This window comes from Streptomyces sp. NPDC058051 (assembly GCF_042885475.1).
Taxonomy (GTDB): domain Bacteria; phylum Actinomycetota; class Actinomycetes; order Streptomycetales; family Streptomycetaceae; genus Streptomyces.
Window position 1 is genome coordinate 173,168 of sequence record NZ_JBHVRW010000011.1, and the last position, 17,276, is coordinate 190,443.

Genomic DNA, 17,276 nt, shown 5'->3' on the forward strand with positions numbered 1-17,276 from the left:
ACGCCCGGACCGTTCCGCGCAGCACCCCACCAGCCCTTCCAGCGCCCCGTGTTCACGGATCGCCTCAGCACACCGCCCCCGCGCGCAGTCGCCACGCGCCACTTCCGCGCACCATCTCCACGCGCCGCCCCCGCGCATGACCATCGCGACCGGGGCGCGCCTCACGCTCCGGCGTCACTCCGACGCTCCAGCCTGAAGAGCCGGATCTCCCGTTCCACCCGCGCCTGGTACGTCGCGTACGGCGGCCAGAACGTCAGCGCCGCCTGCCATACGGCGTCCCGTTCCGCCCCTTTCAGCAAGGTGGCGCGCACCGGGATGTCCTGGCCCTTCCAGTTGACGACGGCCTCGTCGGGACGGGCCAGCAGGTTCGCGGTCCAGGCCGGGTGCCCCGTGCGGCCGAAGTTGCTGCCGACCAGGATCCAGCTCCCGTCCTGCCCGTTCTCCGGCATGCAGGCCAGTGGAGTGGTCCTGGGCAGACCGCTTTTCGCCCCCGGCACCGTGAGGATCAGCCCCGGCAGCATCCGGGCGCTGAGCAGCACCTTGCCGCGCGTGAGCCGGTGCACCGCACGGTCCATGGCGGGGACGACGTACGGGGCGATCCTCGCGAACGTGCGCGTCGAGGAGACCTTCTGGACCAGCCGGACCCCGGGCGCCATCAGACCGCCACCTCCTCGGCCGACGCCGGGGCAACGCGTGCGCGGGACGCGGACGGCTGCCCGGCCGGTGGCACGGACCGCTGTCCCGCCGGTGACGCGAACAGCCCCGCCTGCCGCGCCGCATGGTCGCGCAGCCGGTGGACGGGACCGAAGAGCAGTTCGTCGGCCGCGGCCCGTCCGACGTACGGGTGCGCCTCCTGCTCCCCCGTGACGCCGGGGCCGCCGGGCAACGGGGCGGTCTCGGCGGCGGTGATGCGCAGCGCCTCCAGGCACTGGGCGAGAGCGAGGCCCCCGGTGGCCGGATCCCGGGCCGCGCAGTACGCGGCGGAGCGGGCCGCCTGCACGCGCACGTACAGATCCGCGAGGTGGTGCTTCACACCCTGGATGGGGCCGGTCGCCGGACCGGGCCGTTCGCGCGCCATGACGTGGGCGGCGGCCCGTTCCAGTGCGCTCGCCGCCGCCCCCACCGCCTCCGCGGCGAGCAGGGCGGCGGCCCTCTGTCCGGCTGCGGCGAGTGCGCCGGTGACATCCAGGGTGTCGTCCGCGCCGAGGAGTTCCGCGCCGGTGTCGCGCAGCTGGATCCGGGCCAGCGGGCGGGTCTCGTCCAGTGAGGTCCGGCGGGTCCGGACCACCCCGGCCGCCGCGTCCGGGTGCACCAGGAAGAGCAGTGTGCGACTGCGCGGAAAGCCACCGGCATGGGCGGCGACCAGCAGAAGTCCCGCGCGGTGCCCGTCGAGGACCTGCGCGGCTTCCCCGTACAGCCGCCAGCCGGCCGCGCCGCCGACGGGCCGGGCCTGCATGCCGCCCGCCCGGCCGCCACCCGCCCAGGTGCCGCCGGTGAGGTCGCCGGTGAGGCCGAGCGCGGTGGCGAGCGAGGTGCCGGGGACGGCCAGGGCCGCTGTCAGTCCGCCGGTGGCGATGCGCGGCAGCAGGGCGGCGCGCTGGGCCTCGGTGCCGAGGGCGGCGATCAGGGGAGCGGCGAGTGCGACGGTGGCGATGAGGGGCGACGGCAGCAGGGCACGGCCGGTCTCCTCGCAGGCGACGGCAAGTTCGGCGAGCCCGCGGCCGGCGCCCGAGAGCTCCGCCGGTAGCCCGCGGCCGGCGCCCGAGTCCTCAGCCGGTAGCCCGCGGCCGGCGCCCGAGTCCTCAGCCGGTAGCCCGCGGCCGGCGCCCGAGAGCTCCGTCGGGAAGGCGAGCCCGGGCAGCCCCAGGTCCCGAGCGAGCGTCCGCCACAGGGCCTCGTCGTACCCGGCGGCAGTCCGTGCGCCGCTCCTGAGGCCGTCGGGTCCGCCGTGTTCGGCCAGCAGGTGGCGCAGGGTGCGGCGGATCTCGTCCTGTTCCGCGGTGAAGGCGGCGTCCATCATCGGGCTCCTTCCCCTCAGAGGCGCCGAGCCCCTGATCTGACGGTCCGTCATGCTAGGCCCGAATCCGGCAGATGCACAGAGCCGCACACGCGGGAGCGAGGGAAGGTCCCGGCCTCGCCCGGGCGGTCCGTCCGCCCATTATCTGATGTACCGTCAGATCCATGCCTTCTTCCCACCGCAAGGTCGCTGTCGTCGGCATATCCCTCGCCGACTGCGGACGCGTCGACGAGGCCACGCCGTACGCCCTGCACGCCCAGGCCGCCCGCCGGGCGCTGGCGGATTCGGGTCTGGACCGGTCCGTCGTCGATGGTTTCGCCTCCGCCGGACTGGGCGCGCTCGCCCCGGTCGAGGTCGCGGAGTATCTGGGGCTGAAGCCCACCTGGGTGGACTCCACCGCGGTCGGCGGCGCGACGTGGGAGGTGATGGCGGCCCACGCGGCGGACGCCATCGCCGCCGGTCACGCCCGTGCCGTACTGCTGGTCTACGGATCGACGGCGCGTGCGGACATCAGGGCGGGGCGCCGGACGTCCAACCTCTCCTTCGGGGCGCGCGGCCCGCTCCAGTTCGAGGTGCCGTACGGGCACTCGCTGATCGCCAAGTACGCGATGGCCGCCCGCCGCCACATGCACGAGTACGGCACGACGCTGGAGCAGCTCGCCGAGGTGGCGGTCCGGGCGCGGGCGAACGCGGCGGCCAACCCCGACGCGATGTTCCGTGACCCGATCACCGTGGAAGACGTCCTGTCGGGGCCGGTGATCGCGGATCCGTTCACCAAACTGCACTGCTGCGTGCGCAGCGACGGCGGCTGCGCGGTGCTGCTGGCCGCCGAGGAGTACGTGGCGGACACGGCGAAGGAACCGGTGTGGATCCTCGGTTCGGGTGAACACGTCTCGCACTCCGCCCTGTCCGAGTGGGACGACTTCACGGTCTCCCCCGCGGCGGTCTCGGGCCGTCTGGCGTTCGCACGGGCGGGGGTGCGGCCCGCGGACATCGACCTCGCCGAGATCTACGACGCCTTCACCTACATGACGCTGGTGACGCTGGAGGACCTGGGCTTCTGCGCGAAGGGCGAGGGCGGCCCGTTCGTGGAGAAGGGCCGGACCGGTCTGGGCGGCGAGCTGCCGGTCAACACGGACGGCGGCGGCCTGTCAGCCTGCCACCCCGGGATGCGGGGGCTGTTCCTGTTGGTGGAGGCGGTACGGCAGTTGCGCGGCGAGGCGGGTGAGCGCCAGGTGCGCAGGCCGGGCGGGCGGCTCCCGGAGCTGGCGGTGGCATCGGGAACGGGTGGCTGGTTCTGCTCGTCGGGGACGGTCGTGCTGGGGCGGGGATGAGGCGTCGGCGCCCGGACAGGGGCTGCCCGGGAACGCCCTCTTCATAACTTTTTGACCCGGGCACTTCAAGCCATTTATGTTCTGGCGTTCCGGGCTCGATCCATCGAGGACGAGCTCACCGCTGCCCCTGGGGGGACACATGCACTGGTATCTCGATGTCCTGAAGAAGTACGCCGTGTTCAGCGGCCGGGCGCGTCGCCAGGAGTTCTGGATGTACACGCTGTTCAACATCATCGCCATCATCATCCTGGCGATCATCGACGCGGTGATCGGCTCGACGCCGGTCATCGTGGCGATCTACTACGTCGCCATCATCCTGCCCACCCTCGGCGTCGGCGCGCGCCGCCTGCACGACACCGGCCGCTCCGGCTGGTGGCTGCTGTTCGGCATAGTCCCGCTGGTGGGCGAGATCACGCTGTTCGTCCTCATGTGCCTTGAGGGCGACCGCGGCCAGAACGCGCACGGCCAGGACCCGAAGCCCGGATACGCCCCGGCGCACTGAGGCCGCCCGGCCACCCGGCCGGACGACCGACGGCAGGACCGCGAACCGCACGACGGCACGACTGCCAACCGCACGACTGCCCACGCATGACCGCATGACCGCACGACCGCACGACCACATGACCGTGCGCTCACCGCTCTGAGCGCACGCCCACAGGGCGCCACCCGGCATCCCCCATGGCCGGGACGGCGCCCTGTGGGCTGTCCGGCACCCTGTGGACTGTCCTGCGTGCATGATGGGGCCCCATGAACGATGCGACTCCTGATCCGCACGCCGCCCACCACGCCTTCCAGGAGCTGCTCCACGCGCAGCGCGTATGGGATGTCGAGCTGCCCGCCTTCGATCCGGCCGCCGCGCCGACCGCCCCGCTCCCCCTGTTCCACACCTGGTTCGCGCAGGCCGTGGCCGCCGGGCAGACCGAACCGCACACGATGTCGCTGGCCACCGTCGACACCGAGGGCCGGCCCGATGTGCGGACGCTGATGCTGCACGACGCGGACGAGCGCGGCTGGCACTTCGCCACGCACCGCACCAGCGTGAAGGGCCGCCAGCTCGCCGCACGACCGCATGCCGCACTCGGCTTCTACTGGCCGGTACAGGGGCGTCAGGTACGGGTGCGAGGTCCCGTCACCGCTTGCGCGCCCGCCGAGAGCCGGGCCGATCTGCACGCCCGTTCGACCGGGGCGCTGGCATCGGCACTGGTCGGGCGGCAGAGCGAGGTGCTCGGCTCCTGCCAGGAGCTGAACCGCGCCTCGGACGCGGCCTGGGAGCGGGCCCGCGCGGAACCGGACGTGGAGGTGGCGAGCTGGACACGGTACGTGGTCGAGGCGCGGGAGGTGGAGTTCTTCCAGGGTGACGCGCGACGGCGCCATGTACGGCTGCGCTACCGCCGGGACGGCGCGGAGTGGGCGCGGGAACTGCTCTGGCCGTAGGGCCCGGGCCCGGCCCGCACCCGGGCCGCCGCTCCAGCGTCCACCCCAGGCCACCGCTTTATTCGAATTTATTCGAATTCAACCGCAAAGGGGCACTATGGGAGAAGGTGAGGACTGGAGGCACCGATGAGCCGAACCCGTTCCCGTTACGCCCCCGACCGCGGGCTGACCACGCGCATGGTGACGACCATGTTCCTGATCGGGCTGCTGTACGTGGTGCTGGTCGGTGTGCTGCTCGCGGCGGTGCGCGGCGCCTGGCCGCTCATTCTGATCATCACCGGCGGACTCTTCATCGCCCAGTTCTGGTTCAGCGACCGCATCGCGGCCTTCAGCATGGGCGCCCGGGAGGTGACCCCCGAGCAGGCACCGGAACTGCACGGCGCCGTCGACCGGATCTGCGCCCTGGCCAATATGCCCAAGCCCCGGGTGGCGATCGCGCAGAGCGACGTACCGAACGCCTTCGCCACCGGCCGGAGCGAGAAGAGCGCCCTCGTCTGCGCCACCACCGGACTGCTCCGCAGGCTGGAACCGGAAGAGCTGGAGGGTGTGCTCGCGCACGAGATGTCGCACGTCGCGCACCGCGATGTCGCCGTCATGACGATCGCCTCCTTCCTCGGAGTGCTGGCCGGCATCCTGACCCGTGTCGCTCTGTGGGGCGGCCTGTCCCGCGGCAGCCGGAGCAACGACCCCGTAGGCATCGCGGTCATGCTGATCCCGCTGGTCAGTGCCGTCGTGTACGTGCTGAGCTTCCTGCTCACCCGGCTGCTCTCGCGCTATCGGGAGCTCTCCGCCGACCGCACCGCCGCCCTGCTCACCGGCCGACCCTCGGCACTCGCCTCCGCCCTCACGAAGGTGAGCGGCCAGATGGCCCGTATCCCGACCGAGGACCTGCGGAAGGCGGAGCCGTACAACGCCTTCTACTTCGTTCCCGCGTTCTCCTCCAAGGAGAGCCTGAGCCGGCTGCTCTCCTCCCACCCGACCCTCGAACAGCGCCTGGACCAACTGGCCCGCATCTCCGCCGACCTCGCCCGTCCGTAAGGAACGTTCCATGGGTCTTCTCGACGTCATCCTGGGCCGCAGCAAACCGGTCCGCCCCGACCTCGACCAGCTGTTCGCCGTCCCCTCCGCCGCCCTCACCCTCCAGGCCGGCGCCGGATTCACCCCCACCGGCCTCGGCTCCGTCTGCTTCGCCGGAGTCGAGGGCGGCGCCTTCGCCCGTATCCAGCAGGACGTACGCGAACTGCTCGACGCGGACACCGAGCGCGGCGGCATCCCGGTGGAGTTCAGCCAGGACGCGTACGGCTACACCTGGCTGCTCGCCCGCCAGCCGTCCGACGACACGGCCTCCCTGGTCAACGACCTGCACGCGGTCAACACCCTGCTCCAGGACGGCGGCTTCGGCCCGCAGCTGCTCTGCTCCCTGATCGGCTTCCGGGACGGGCGGGACCGTTCGTTGGCCCTGGTCTACCTCTACAAGCGCGGCACGTTCTATCCGTTCGCGCCGGTGCCGGGCAGCGGCGAGAAGCGTGACAACCAGCTGGAGTTGCAGGTCCGGGCGACGCTCGGGGACGACCTCAGGATGGAGAAGGACCTGGCCCGGTGGTTCCCGGTGTGGGGAGCCCCGGGACTGTAGGCGCACACGGCGGCCGGGGCCGGGCCGGGACCGGGCCGCACGCGGCCGTCACACGAAGCCGGTCCACGCGAGGTCGTACACACGAAGCCGCACCCACGCGGCCGGGAAGAGCGAACACCTCACCGCTCATTTCGCTACGACCGTTGCGTTATTCATGACTCTCTTCTAACCTCTTTACGAAACGGTCGTAGCGAAAAGAGGTTGGGTCATGGAGCCACCGGCACGGCGCGGTCGCCCCCGCGCGGAACACACGGATGCCCGCATCCTCGACGCTGCCCTGGAATCGCTGCTCGACCGCGGGTACGACCGCTTCTCCGTGGACGACGTGGCCGTCGGCGCCGGCGTGGCGAAGACGACGCTCTACCGGCGCTGGCCGACCAGGGACCATCTGATCGTCGCCGTGGTGACACGGATGCAGGACCGGGTACCGGTCGAGGACAGCGGCGACATCCGCGCCGACCTCACGCGCTATCTCGACGAGATCGTCGACGGGCTCAACCGGATGCGGCGGGCGGGGCTCCCCGCTTCGGCGGGTGAGTCGTCCGCCGGTCTGGTCGCGGAGATCACGGCCGCCGCGGCACGGCACTCCGATGTGGGAGCGGCGGTCCGCGCGATGTTCGCGCGGCGCAACGCCTTGGCGCTCGACCTGATCGCGCGGGCCGGGGCACGAGGGGAGCTGCGTGCCGACATCGATCCGGGCGTCCTCTTCGACCAGCTCGCCGGCGCCCTCTACTACCGGCTGCTCATCACCGGGCAGCCCCTCGACACGGCGTACGTCGAGCGGCTGGTCACCGGGGCGCTCTCCGGCGCGTACGCCTGACGCGCCCCGTCCCGCCGCTCCAGCACGACCGCACCACCTCCCCGACGCGACGCGACCTCGCGCGTCCCGACGCGACCCGGCACAAGCCGACGCAAGCCTCACACGACCTGACGTCACCTGACGTCACCTGACGTCACCTGACGTCACCTGACCTGAGCCTCGCGCGACCTGACGTGAAAGAAGAACCCGAAGAAGAGAAGAGGAACCGAGAATGGACCGTGCACCCCAGTCCTCCGAGCCCGCTCCGCCCGCCCCCTCCCTTCCCTCCGCCCCGCCCACTCTCCCCCGCCTCTCCCGCCTCTCCCGTCTCTCCCGGCTCTCCCGCCTCTCCCGCCGCCGGCGCCGCGCGCTCGCCGCGCTGACGGCCGTCATCGCCCTGCTGGCCGGCTACACCGCATGGTCCAACCTGCGGCCGGTGCGGCTCGTCGCCTCGATAGAGATCGAGGCGACGCCCGAGGAGGTCTGGCAGGTGCTGACGGACTTCGCCACGTACCCGCAGTGGAATCCGTTCATGGTCTCGGCCGAGGTGACGTCGTCGGGCGGCCGCCTCGAAGAAGGGGCCCGCATGCGCATCGTCATGCGCGACGCCGGTGGGGAGTCGACGTTCACCCCCGAAGCCCTGACCGTCAGACCGGAACACGAACTGCGCTGGCTGGGCAGGGTGGAGCCTGGATGGATCGCGGACGGTGAACACCGCTTCGTCATCGAGGAGACCGGGCCCGGCAGGGTTCGCCTGACCCAGCGCGAGAGCTTCACCGGCGTCGCCGTGCCGTTCGTGAAAGGGCAGTTGACGTCGGACACGCTTCCCCAGTTCCACGCAATGAACAAGGCTCTCGCCCGACGCGCCGAGGCCGTCGCCGACCGACGAACGCGCTGAACCTCCGGCCGCCCTCTTCGCCGACCGCCCCTCGGCAACCTCAATCGCCCCCGGTGCCGCGCTACCGGGGGCGGAAGACCGCGACCGCTTCCGCACCCTCCTCCTGCCGGAAGGCAACCCGCAGGCGCATGCCGATCGCCAGGTCCGACTCCGCGCAGTCCACGATCTCCGTCATCATCCGCGGCCCCTCGGCCAGGTCGACGACGGCGGCGGTGTACGGAACGCGGGCGCCGAACGGCGGCAGGTCGTTGCGGTGGACGACCGACCAGGTGTAGAGCGTGGCGTACCCGCTCGCCTGTTCCCAGACGACGTCCTCGCTCCAGCAGCGCGGACAGAACTCGCGGGGGTAGTGGTGGGCGCGCCCGCAGGCGCGGCAGCGGCGCAGCAGCAACCGGCCCCGGGCGGCGGCGTCCCAGTAGGGCCGGGTGAAGGCGTCGGGTTCGGGCCGGTCGAAGCGCGCGGCGGGCGTGGTCACAGGAAGAGTCCGATCGCCTCGTCGAGGGACCAGGTCTGCCAGGACATCGCGAACAGTGCCACGAGCGAGATGAGCGCCATCATCGCGTTCTGCCCCTGCTCGGCCCAGTCGTGGATCATCAGCACCAGGTAGAGGAGGTTGAGGAGGAGCCCGGCGACGAGTGCGACCGGGGTGAGGAATCCGGCGATCAGGCCGAGACCCAGGGCGAGTTCGGCGTACACGACGACGTGGGCCATGAACCCGGGGCGCGGAGCGACGATCCGCTGGAATCCCGTGCGCACGGCCGCCCACCGGTGCTTGCCCGCCACGTCCGCGGCCCAGGCGATGCCCGTACCGCGTTCGAACCAGCCCTTCTTGTCCTTGTGCCGCCAGCTCTCCAGCCACCACAGGCCGAGGCCTATCCGGAGGACGGCGAGCCACTCGGCGCCGCCGAGCCAGATCGTCTGCACGGGGCCTCCCACATCAGGTATCTGACGGTACGTCAGTTGACCCGATGGCGCCGACATGCGCAAGGGGTGTACGGGAAGCGCGCGGGATCCGCACGCCCGTGATCAATTCGCAACCGATTCCGGTCTCGGCCGAGACCCATCGCGTGAGGGCGCGATTACGCTCCGAACCATGCCCGACAGCGCACGTACCGCCGGTAGCACCGCACCGACCGGCATAGACCTCACCGAGGACCGTCCCGTATACGTCATCGGCGGCGGCCCGGGCGGCCTCGCCGCCGCGGCGGCCCTGCGCGAGCAGGGGGTACGGGCGGTCGTGCTGGAGAAGTCCGCGAACGTGGGGGCGTCCTGGCGCCGCCATTACGACCGCCTTCACCTCCACACGACCCGGCGCTGGTCGGCGCTGCCGGGGCTTGCGATGCCGCGCCGGTTCGGACGCTGGGTGGCCAGGGACGATGTGGTGCGCTACCTGGAGAAGTACGCCGAGCACCACGAGCTGGAAGTGGTGACGGGCGTCGAGGTGTCGCGGATCGACCGGGCCCCCGACGGGGCGGACTGGCAACTGACCGCGACCGGCGGCCGGGTGCTGACCGGCCGCGCCGTCATCGTCGCCACCGGCTACAACCACACCCCGCGCATCCCCGACTGGTCCGGCCGCGACACCTTCACCGGCGATCTGGTGCACGCCTCCGACTACCGCGCCCCGGCCCCGTACGCGGGCCGGGACGTCCTCGTCGTCGGCATCGGCAACACGGGCGCGGAGATCGCCGCCGACCTGGTGGAGGGCGGAGCGTCCCGGGTACGGATCGCCGTGCGCACCGTGCCGCACATCGTGCGCCGCTCGACGGCGGGCTGGCCCGCACAGGCGACCGGGATCCTGGTACGCAGACTGCCGGTCCGGCTCGTCGACCGCGCCGGGCGCCTGATGGCCCGGATGGCCGTGCCCGACCTCGCAGCCCAGGGGCTGCCCCGCCCGGAGACCGGCCTCTACTCACGGGTGAAGGACGGCGCCATTCCGGTGCAGGACGTGGGGCTGATCGACGCGGTGAGGAGCGGCCGGGTGGTACCGGTGGCGGCCGTCGAATCGTTCGACGAGGACGCGGTGGTGCTGGCCGACGGGGACCGGGTCACCCCGGACGCGGTGATCGCGGCGACCGGCTACCGACGGGCCCTGGAGGGGCTGGTCGGCCACCTCGGCGTCCTGGACGCGCGGGGCCGACCGCTGGTGCACGGCGGTCGCACCCCCAAGCAGGCCCCCGGCCTGTACTTCACCGGGTTCACCAACCCGATCAGCGGCATGTTCCGCGAAATGGCCCTGGACGCACGGAAGATCGCCAAGCGGCTGTCACGCGTCGGCTGACCGGCCGGCGGCCTGGACGGAACGGGACGGGAGCGGCCGGCGGCCTGGACAGGGCGGGACCGGCCGACGGCCCGCCGCGGACCGGCCGGCAGCCCCGCGCGGACCGGCCGGCAGCCGGGACACACCGCCGCCCACGCCGACCCGCGGCGTTGAACCCGACCACGGCCCGCGGCGTCGCACGTCCGACCACCGCCCGTGAGCGGTGTCCGTCACCGGTACGCCGCCGCGTCCGCTGATCTGCCGGCCTCGTCGACCTCGACCAGATAGCGCCAGCAGTCCGGGCGCGAGCCGTCAAGGTCGGTGAAGCCGTACTCCTGCGCCAGTTGCCCGCTGGACAGCGACCGGCCGTTCCAGCGCGCGACGCCGGTGTCGCCGGCCAGCGCCGCGACCGCGCGTCCGACGTACGACGGGCTCTCCGAAATACAGAAGTGCGGCACTGTGGCCAGCGCGTCGCGCCAGTTGTCCTCGGTGACGCCGAAGGTGTCGAGCATCATCTCCGAGCGCAGCCAGCCCGGGGTGAGCGCCACCGCCGTACCGCCATGCGGCTCCAGCTCGTGCGCGAGCACGAACGCCATGCGCAGCACGCTGTTCTTGACCAGGTCGTAGAAGTACGAGTTGCGGTAGCGCGTCGCGTTGTACGCGGAGGTCCCGTCGGTCATCTCGACCACGAGCCCGCCGGGTTGCCGCACCAGCAGCGGCAACAGGAAGTGGCTGGTGATCGCGTGCGTCTCCACACCCAGCCGGAGCAGCCGCAGTCCGTCGTCGAGGTCGTGCTCCCAGACCGGCCGGTCGAACGCGAACAGCCGCTCGCCGCCCCAGACATCGTTGACCAGCACGTCGAGCCGCCCCTGCTCGGCGTCGACGCGCTCGGCCAGCGCACGGACCTGCTCGGGCACCAGGTGGTCGGTCGGCACGGCGATGCCCGTTCCGCCCGCGGCGGTGACGAGTTCCGCGGTCTCCTCGATCGTCTCGGGCCGGTCGTACTCCGAGCGCCGCTGCCGAGTCGTGCGGCCGGTGACGTAGACCGTCGCACCCGCCGCGCCGAGCTGGACCGCGATGCCGCGCCCGGCGCCCCGCGTGGCCCCCGCGACCAGCGCGATCTTTCCGTGGAGGTCCGGTGCCGACGTTTCGCGCATGAATTCCATTGAGGTCCTCGTCCATCGATGGGGCCCGGTGCACGCGCGCCATCGACGCCGACCGGTGCGACCATGCTCGACCCCAAACCCGACACCTCATGTCGTATTTCTTCACCCGTCGTGCCGAACCCGTCGCCACACCGCCCGCCCACGCCTCGGCACCCCCGCACCCCCTCCGCCCCTCAGCCCCGCCGCCATGCGCAGCATTCGTGAAGAACCGGAAGAAGAACCGGAAACCGGATATGCCTCTTGCCGGGCGGCTGGTAGACACCACCTCGGTATCCGCCGAGCGGCACCGGTGCGGCAAGGGGCTCAACTCCCTTTGCCGAGGCCATACATGACGTGCGTCTGACCACGGACCCGGTGATCTCGACACGGCGGTGCGTCATCGGCTGATCACAGGGGGACGTCATGGAAGAGCCCGGGCCCGTCGAGGGAAAACCATCGGCCGGAGGCGGGCCGGATGCGGACGCGAGGTTCGTGCCGCCACCGCCCGCCTACGCCCCGACGGTGGGGCGTCGTTCCTGGGCGCTGAGGTTCCGGGCGCTGTCCGGACGTCAGCGCGTGCTGCTCTTCGGCGGGATCGGGACGTTGGTCCTGGCCCTGGTGGCCGGGCTGCTGGCGTGGGTGGGTTCGGGTTCCTCCGGGTCCGACGACGCGAAGGCCAGGCGGAACCTGAAGCCGTTCCATCAAGCCGTCGCCGGCCTGGCCAACGCCTCCGGTCTGACGTACCAGGACACATCGGCCTTCGGCATCACGGACAACGAGATCACCGTCACCGCCGGTGGAAGCCAGTTCGGCACCACGAGCTCCGGTAACAAGAAGACCGATCGGGACGTCCTCCGTATCGGCGGCAAGACCTTCCTGCGGTGGCAGGACGACCCGGCCCCCGCCCAGGATGCCGAGCCGGGCACCGAGAAGCCCAGCGAGTGGATGGTCGGACTCGACGACGGTTCCGAACTCGTGGACGAGGCGCTCAGCCGCACGCCGGCCCCGGCGGAGCTTGCGGCGGTGCTGTCGAAGTCCCTGGCCGAACTCGAAGAGACACCACAGCCGGCGAACGATACGCAGCAGCCCCTGACCGTGGGCGGGAAACCCGCGCTCGGGGTCGACACCTCGGCGGGCCGGCTGCTGGTGACCGAGCAGGAACCCCATCGTGTGCTGCGCCTGGAGCCCTACGACGTGTCCGACGCGCTCGACCGGCTCCGGGACGGGAAGACACCGACGGAGATCCCCAAGGTGACCACCGGGCCGCTGGCGGGGGGCGACTCCGACGGCATGGACCTGACGCCGATCGTCGGTGCGGCGATAGATGCCATGTTCGACACCCTGCTGAAGTACGCCGACCAGCTCAAGGACGCGAGCGACCACGGCATCAACTTCACCCTCGACGGCTCGGGGGACATGAACTGCGGCTCGTCCGGCTGCTCCGTCGTCCAGAACTTCACGGGCCAGGTCTCCTCCACAGCCCGGGAGGAACGCGTCACCAAGGGGGAGGTCACCGCCATTCTGAGCGCGACCTTCTCCATCGGGGGACAGTCGGCGGGCCAGTGCACCAGCCCGCGCGGCACCTTCCCCATCACCGGCAACAGCGTCTCCGGCACTCTGAGGTGCTCCAATCCGGGCGCCGGGTCGGTCTACTCCTCGGTCGCCGCACGGTACAAGGCACAGGCCGAGGCCGAGTCACGGGCCAGCGGCGGCAGGACGGTCCGCTACACCATCCCGCTGCGGGCCAACACCCTCATCGACGCCCGCGCCCTGGCCGCCGTCGAGGCGAAACAGCTCGTCGAAGGGGCGCAACGTGAACGGGACACCGCGCATTGCGTCAAGCCCCACAGCTTCCCGTCCGGCACGCTGGTCCTCCTCGCCGACGGTACCCGCCGGGCCATCGAGGACATCCGCGTCGGGGACCGGGTGACCGCCACCGACCCGGAGCAGCGCCTCACCGCCGCGCGGCCGGTGACCCATGTCATCACCACCGAGGCCGACAAGGACTTCGTCCGGCTCACGACCGCCGCCGGGACGGTCACCACGACCGGCACGCACCCGTTCTGGCTGGTCGACGAACGCCGCTGGGCCGACGCCGACGACCTCACAGCCGGCGACCTGCTCCGGCTGCCTTCAGGGGCCGCCCTCCCCGTCGTGTCCGTCGCTCACTTCACCCGGCGGGAGACCACCCACGACCTGACCGTCGCCGGTCTCCATTCGTACTACGTCGGCGTGGGCTCAAGCAGCGTGCTCGTCCACAACACCCCGCCCGGCCCCTGCTCCATCACCACGCCGAAGGACGCGCCGACGATCAACAGCAAGACGGTGTTCAAGGCGAAGGACAATTCATTCCGCGTCGATATCGAGAACCAGAGCCCCGGAAAGCCTGGAGCCGGTATCCATCTTCAGTTCATGGGACGAGGCGCGGACCCCACCAAGTACTACTACAATCCGACCAATGGCAGCTGGGTCTCGGAAACCGGGAAACAGCTCTCCTCGAAAACTGCCAGGCAGGTCCCCCGAAGCGCCATCACGAAGGCGTATCAGTATTTTGACATGGAAGCCCCATGAGAATGAATTCGTCGATGCGGCCTCTTTGGCGCGAGCCTGCGGACCTCCCACGCAAAGACCTGCCGGGCGAAGACCTCCCGGGCGAGGACCTTCCGGGCGAGGACCTTCCGGGCGAGTTGAGAAGCCTTGTCGACGAGGGGTGGGAGGTCGGGCCGGCCGGATCATTGCTCCTCCGGGGGATGCATGGATCCGGCTGGCGGTCCGACTGGACCCGTGAAGAGGTCTCACGGCACGAGCTCGATGTGAACGATGTCTGGATTCCACCCACCGGACTCGACGAGAGCAGGGATGTTTTCCTGCCCGGACTCGTGGCACGCGCGAGAGAATTCCTCTCCTGCGCGATGAAATCCGCTCACGGCCTGGAATCGGCGGACCTGCTGGTCGGCATCATCTCCATCGGCGTGGACGACGACTTCCTCGACCACGGAGCAACCGTCAAGCTGTCCACACGGAGGGGCGGATTTCCTGACTACTACGACGACTTGGAGCGTTTTCAGTTCGAGGGCATGGCCGTCGTCGAGGCGGCCGACATGCCTGGGCGATAACTCGCCGGGCGCCACTGAAATCGACAGCGGTCTTCGCCTCCATGGCGCGGGCCGCCCCGACCACACCCAGCCCGGCCCACGCTCAGCCCGGACCGACCACACCCACACCCGGCCTGGCCCGGCCCCACCACACCCAGCCGGACCGACCACACCCAGCCCTCCCCCGCCCGACCCCGCCCGACCCCGCCCGACCTGCCTTCTCCTGCCTCCCCCTCCCCCACCCCCTCCCCACAGGCTGCCCCGTCGAGGCATCCGGCCTCTCAGCCGTTGTCTGCACACCCATTCCTGACGGGCCGTCAGTTCGCTAACCTGACAATGTGTCAGTTTCAGGCTGACCGGGCACGATCACCCGACGACTTCGAGCAGGAGTGGGCGGAACGATGCTTGGATCGACTCACGGCACCCTCACCACCGACTTCCGCGCCAGGGTGGTGGCCTGCGGCGAAGAGCCGTACGCCATCGTCCACAGCATGGCGGCTGCCGCCACGGAGGGCGATCTCGATGTCAGCGGCCGTCCGCTGCACGCGCCCGTGCCGGATCTGGACCGGTTCTTCCGGCCCGAGTCCGTGGCCGTCATCGGCGCGTCCGACACCGACGGGCGGCCCAACACCGGGATCACCCGGCAACTGGTCGCCTGGGCCGACCGGGTCGGGGCCCGGCTGCACCCCGTGCATCCCACCAGGGAGTCCGTCTTCGGGCGGCCCTGTTCTCCTTCCGTCGCGGACCTGCCGGAACAGGTCGATCTGGCCGTCTTGCTGGTCGGCGACCCGCTTCCGGTGATCGAGGAACTCAGCCAGGCCAAGGTGAGGTTCGCCGTCGCCTTCGCCTCCGGATTCGCCGAGACCGGCGAGGAGGGCGCCGCCGCCCAGGCCCGGCTGGCCGCGGCGGTGGAACGGTCCGGGCTTCGGCTGCTCGGCCCGAACACCAACCTCAACGCCTTCGAGAGGTTCCGGGAGGATCTGGACGGCCCGGCCATCGCGCTGATCACCCAGTCAGGCCACCAGGGACGCCCCGTCTACACCCTTCAGGAACTGGGCGTACGGCTCTCGCACTGGGCGCCCACGGGCAACGAGGCGGACCTGGAGACCGCCGACTTCATCTCGTACTTCTCACAACGCCCGGAGGTCGGGGCCATCGCCTGCTACGTGGAGGGGCTCAAGGACGGGCGCTCCTTTCTCCTCGCCGCCGACCGGGCGGCGAGGGCCGGTGTACCGGTCGTGGCGGTCAAGGTGGGGCGTACGGAGACGGGGGCCAGGACGGCCGCGTCACACACCGGCAAGCTGACCGGCGCGGACCAGGTGGTGGATGCCGCGATGCGGCAGTTCGGCGTCATCCGGGTGGACGGGCTCGACGAACTCCAGGACACCGCGGCCCTGCTGGCCCGGGCACGGAAGCCGCAGGCGGACGGGGTCGTCGTGTATTCGATCTCGGGCGGCACAGGCGCTCACTTCTCGGACCTGGCGACCGGAGCCGGGCTGAAGCTGCCCGCCCTGTCCGAGGAGAAGCAGCGTGAACTGCACGAGTGGATCCCGGGCTATCTGAACGTGGCGAACCCGGTCGACAACGGCGGCCATCCGGTCGGCGACTGGCGCGGCCGGAAGATCATCGACGCGATCCTCGCCGACCCGGGCGTCGGGGTGCTGATCTGTCCGATCACCGGCCCCTTCCCCCCGATGAGCGACAAACTCGCCCAGGACCTGGTGGATGCGGCGGAGACCACGGACAAGCTGGTGTGCGTGGTCTGGGGCTCGCCCGTCGGGACGGAGGACGCCTACCGTACGACGCTGCTCGGCTCGTCCCGCGTCGCCACCTTCCGGACCTTCGGCAACTGCATCACCGCGGTGAAGGCTTATCTGGACCACCACCGGTTCGCCGCTTCCTACCGCTCCCCGTTCGACGAGGCTCCGCGCACACCGTCGCCGTCGTTCCGCAAGGCGCAGGCACTGATGCGCCCCGGTCAGCAGCTGAGCGAGCACGCGGCGAAGCAGCTGCTCCGGGCGTACGGAATCCGGGTACCGCGCGAGCAGTTGGTGACCAGCGCCGCGGCGGCCGTCCGGGCCGCGGGACTGGTCGGCTACCCGGTCGTCATGAAGGCGTCGGGCGCCCGGCTCGCCCACAAGACCGAACTGGGCCTGGTCAAGGTCGGTCTCACCTCCGCCAGTCAGGTGCGGGACGCGTACCGCGAACTGACCGACATCGCACGCTACGAGGATGTCGAACTGGACGGCATCCTGGTCTGCCAGATGATCGAGCGGGGTGTCGAGATGATGGTCGGCATCACGCAGGACGCGCTGTTCGGGCCGACGGTGACGGTCGGGCTCGGCGGCGTACTGGTCGAGGTGCTGCACGATGCGGCGGTGCGCGTACCACCGTTCGGCGAGGAGCAGGCGCGGTCGATGCTGGCGGAGCTGCGCGGCCGGGCCCTGCTGGAGGGTGTACGCGGCGGACCACCGGTGGATGTGGACGCGCTCGTCGAGGTCGTGCTGCGCGTGCAGCGGATGGCGCTGGAACTGGGCGACGACCTTGCCGAGCTGGACATCAACCCGCTGATGGTGCTGGGGCGGGGCCAGGGCGCGGTGGCTCTGGACGCGCTGGCCGTCTGCCGCTGACCGGCCGGCGCGCCGCCCGCCCCGGCCCCGG

The 17,276-nt window shown here is 71.2% G+C and carries 16 protein-coding genes; 11 read left to right on the forward strand and 5 right to left on the reverse strand.

From position 1 onward, the window contains the following. Nucleotides 1–161: 161 nt before the first annotated feature. Complete coding sequence (locus ACFVUT_RS19460) at nt 162–656, reverse strand: nitroreductase family deazaflavin-dependent oxidoreductase (protein WP_389652624.1); 495 nt, start codon at nt 654–656, stop codon at nt 162–164. Continuing rightward, nucleotides 656–2,017 carry an acyl-CoA dehydrogenase family protein gene (locus ACFVUT_RS19465; RefSeq protein ID WP_389652959.1) on the reverse strand — a complete coding sequence of 454 codons (1,362 nt, stop codon included), beginning with the start codon at nt 2,015–2,017 and terminating at the stop codon, nt 656–658. The genes ACFVUT_RS19460 and ACFVUT_RS19465 overlap by 1 nt, the downstream gene beginning before the upstream one ends. A 164-nt stretch (nt 2,018–2,181) precedes the next feature. Between ACFVUT_RS19465 and ACFVUT_RS19470 the strand changes: the two genes are divergently transcribed. The 7 genes from ACFVUT_RS19470 (at nt 2,182) to ACFVUT_RS19500 (ending at nt 8,115) form a co-directional block, all read left to right on the forward strand. Next, complete coding sequence (locus ACFVUT_RS19470) at nt 2,182–3,351, forward strand: acetyl-CoA acetyltransferase (protein ID WP_389652627.1); 1,170 nt, start codon at nt 2,182–2,184, stop codon at nt 3,349–3,351. Nucleotides 3,352–3,490: 139 nt separating this feature from the next. Next, the gene (locus ACFVUT_RS19475; RefSeq protein WP_389652629.1) at nt 3,491–3,853 is read left to right on the forward strand and encodes a DUF805 domain-containing protein; all 363 of its coding nucleotides are present in this window, start codon (nt 3,491–3,493) and stop codon (nt 3,851–3,853) included. Nucleotides 3,854–4,098: 245 nt separating this feature from the next. Then, nucleotides 4,099–4,785: a pyridoxal 5'-phosphate synthase gene (locus ACFVUT_RS19480; protein ID WP_389652632.1), complete on the forward strand. Its 687-nt coding sequence runs from the start codon at nt 4,099–4,101 to the stop codon at nt 4,783–4,785. Between the two features lie 126 nt (nt 4,786–4,911). After that, a complete protein-coding gene (gene htpX / locus ACFVUT_RS19485) occupies nt 4,912–5,823 on the forward strand; it encodes a zinc metalloprotease HtpX (RefSeq protein ID WP_389652635.1) in 912 nt (303 codons plus the stop codon). A gap of 10 nt (nt 5,824–5,833) precedes the next feature. Then, nucleotides 5,834–6,418, forward strand: a complete 585-nt coding sequence (locus ACFVUT_RS19490; protein ID WP_389652638.1) for a hypothetical protein — start codon at nt 5,834–5,836, stop codon at nt 6,416–6,418. Between the two features lie 208 nt (nt 6,419–6,626). Next, entirely contained in the window at nt 6,627–7,238 is a 612-nt protein-coding gene (locus ACFVUT_RS19495) for a TetR/AcrR family transcriptional regulator (protein ID WP_389652641.1), read from the forward strand. A gap of 211 nt (nt 7,239–7,449) precedes the next feature. After that, the gene (locus ACFVUT_RS19500) at nt 7,450–8,115 is read left to right on the forward strand and encodes an SRPBCC family protein (RefSeq protein WP_389652644.1); all 666 of its coding nucleotides are present in this window, start codon (nt 7,450–7,452) and stop codon (nt 8,113–8,115) included. 61 nt (nt 8,116–8,176) lie between these two features. Here ACFVUT_RS19500 and ACFVUT_RS19505 read toward each other — a convergent pair whose 3' ends face one another. Both ACFVUT_RS19505 and ACFVUT_RS19510 read right to left on the reverse strand, forming a co-directional pair. Then, a complete protein-coding gene (locus tag ACFVUT_RS19505) occupies nt 8,177–8,590 on the reverse strand; it encodes a Zn-ribbon domain-containing OB-fold protein (protein ID WP_389652647.1) in 414 nt (137 codons plus the stop codon). After that, nucleotides 8,587–9,039, reverse strand: coding sequence for a DoxX family protein (locus ACFVUT_RS19510; RefSeq protein WP_389652650.1), 453 nt, complete (start codon nt 9,037–9,039; stop codon nt 8,587–8,589). The genes ACFVUT_RS19505 and ACFVUT_RS19510 overlap by 4 nt, the downstream gene beginning before the upstream one ends. A 169-nt stretch (nt 9,040–9,208) precedes the next feature. Here ACFVUT_RS19510 and ACFVUT_RS19515 point away from each other — a divergent pair, with 169 nt between their 5' ends. Beyond that, a complete protein-coding gene (locus ACFVUT_RS19515; protein ID WP_389652653.1) occupies nt 9,209–10,396 on the forward strand; it encodes a flavin-containing monooxygenase in 1,188 nt (395 codons plus the stop codon). A 209-nt stretch (nt 10,397–10,605) separates the two neighbouring features. Here the strand turns inward: ACFVUT_RS19515 and ACFVUT_RS19520 are convergent, their stop codons facing one another. After that, nucleotides 10,606–11,532 carry an SDR family oxidoreductase gene (locus ACFVUT_RS19520; RefSeq protein WP_389652656.1) on the reverse strand — a complete coding sequence of 309 codons (927 nt, stop codon included), beginning with the start codon at nt 11,530–11,532 and terminating at the stop codon, nt 10,606–10,608. A gap of 411 nt (nt 11,533–11,943) precedes the next feature. Here ACFVUT_RS19520 and ACFVUT_RS19525 point away from each other — a divergent pair, with 411 nt between their 5' ends. The 3 genes from ACFVUT_RS19525 to ACFVUT_RS19535 all read left to right on the forward strand — a co-directional run bounded on the left by ACFVUT_RS19525 (nt 11,944) and on the right by ACFVUT_RS19535 (nt 17,245). Next, nucleotides 11,944–14,091: a Hint domain-containing protein gene (locus ACFVUT_RS19525; RefSeq protein ID WP_389652658.1), complete on the forward strand. Its 2,148-nt coding sequence runs from the start codon at nt 11,944–11,946 to the stop codon at nt 14,089–14,091. Then, a complete protein-coding gene (locus ACFVUT_RS19530; RefSeq protein WP_389652661.1) occupies nt 14,088–14,636 on the forward strand; it encodes a hypothetical protein in 549 nt (182 codons plus the stop codon). Before ACFVUT_RS19525 ends, ACFVUT_RS19530 begins: the two co-directional genes overlap by 4 nt. 380 nt (nt 14,637–15,016) lie before the next feature. Continuing rightward, on the forward strand, nt 15,017–17,245 hold the full coding sequence (locus ACFVUT_RS19535; protein ID WP_389652664.1) for an acetate--CoA ligase family protein: 2,229 nt from the start codon (nt 15,017–15,019) through the stop codon (nt 17,243–17,245). The last annotated feature ends 31 nt before the right edge of the window (nt 17,246–17,276 follow it).

What these genes read in the sequence shown, in the direction of transcription:
- ACFVUT_RS19460 (WP_389652624.1), bottom strand. Translation starts at nt 656, where the DNA reads ATGGCGCCCGGGGTCCGGCTGGTCCAGAAGGTCTCCTCGACGCGCACG.
- ACFVUT_RS19465 (WP_389652959.1), bottom strand. Translation starts at nt 2,017, where the DNA reads ATGGACGCCGCCTTCACCGCGGAACAGGACGAGATCCGCCGCACCCTG.
- ACFVUT_RS19470 (WP_389652627.1), top strand. Translation starts at nt 2,182, where the DNA reads ATGCCTTCTTCCCACCGCAAGGTCGCTGTCGTCGGCATATCCCTCGCC.
- ACFVUT_RS19475 (WP_389652629.1), top strand. Translation starts at nt 3,491, where the DNA reads ATGCACTGGTATCTCGATGTCCTGAAGAAGTACGCCGTGTTCAGCGGC.
- ACFVUT_RS19480 (WP_389652632.1), top strand. Translation starts at nt 4,099, where the DNA reads ATGAACGATGCGACTCCTGATCCGCACGCCGCCCACCACGCCTTCCAG.
- htpX (WP_389652635.1), top strand. Translation starts at nt 4,912, where the DNA reads ATGAGCCGAACCCGTTCCCGTTACGCCCCCGACCGCGGGCTGACCACG.
- ACFVUT_RS19490 (WP_389652638.1), top strand. Translation starts at nt 5,834, where the DNA reads ATGGGTCTTCTCGACGTCATCCTGGGCCGCAGCAAACCGGTCCGCCCC.
- ACFVUT_RS19495 (WP_389652641.1), top strand. Translation starts at nt 6,627, where the DNA reads ATGGAGCCACCGGCACGGCGCGGTCGCCCCCGCGCGGAACACACGGAT.
- ACFVUT_RS19500 (WP_389652644.1), top strand. Translation starts at nt 7,450, where the DNA reads ATGGACCGTGCACCCCAGTCCTCCGAGCCCGCTCCGCCCGCCCCCTCC.
- ACFVUT_RS19515 (WP_389652653.1), top strand. Translation starts at nt 9,209, where the DNA reads ATGCCCGACAGCGCACGTACCGCCGGTAGCACCGCACCGACCGGCATA.
- ACFVUT_RS19520 (WP_389652656.1), bottom strand. Translation starts at nt 11,532, where the DNA reads ATGCGCGAAACGTCGGCACCGGACCTCCACGGAAAGATCGCGCTGGTC.
- ACFVUT_RS19525 (WP_389652658.1), top strand. Translation starts at nt 11,944, where the DNA reads ATGGAAGAGCCCGGGCCCGTCGAGGGAAAACCATCGGCCGGAGGCGGG.
- ACFVUT_RS19530 (WP_389652661.1), top strand. Translation starts at nt 14,088, where the DNA reads ATGAGAATGAATTCGTCGATGCGGCCTCTTTGGCGCGAGCCTGCGGAC.
- ACFVUT_RS19535 (WP_389652664.1), top strand. Translation starts at nt 15,017, where the DNA reads ATGCTTGGATCGACTCACGGCACCCTCACCACCGACTTCCGCGCCAGG.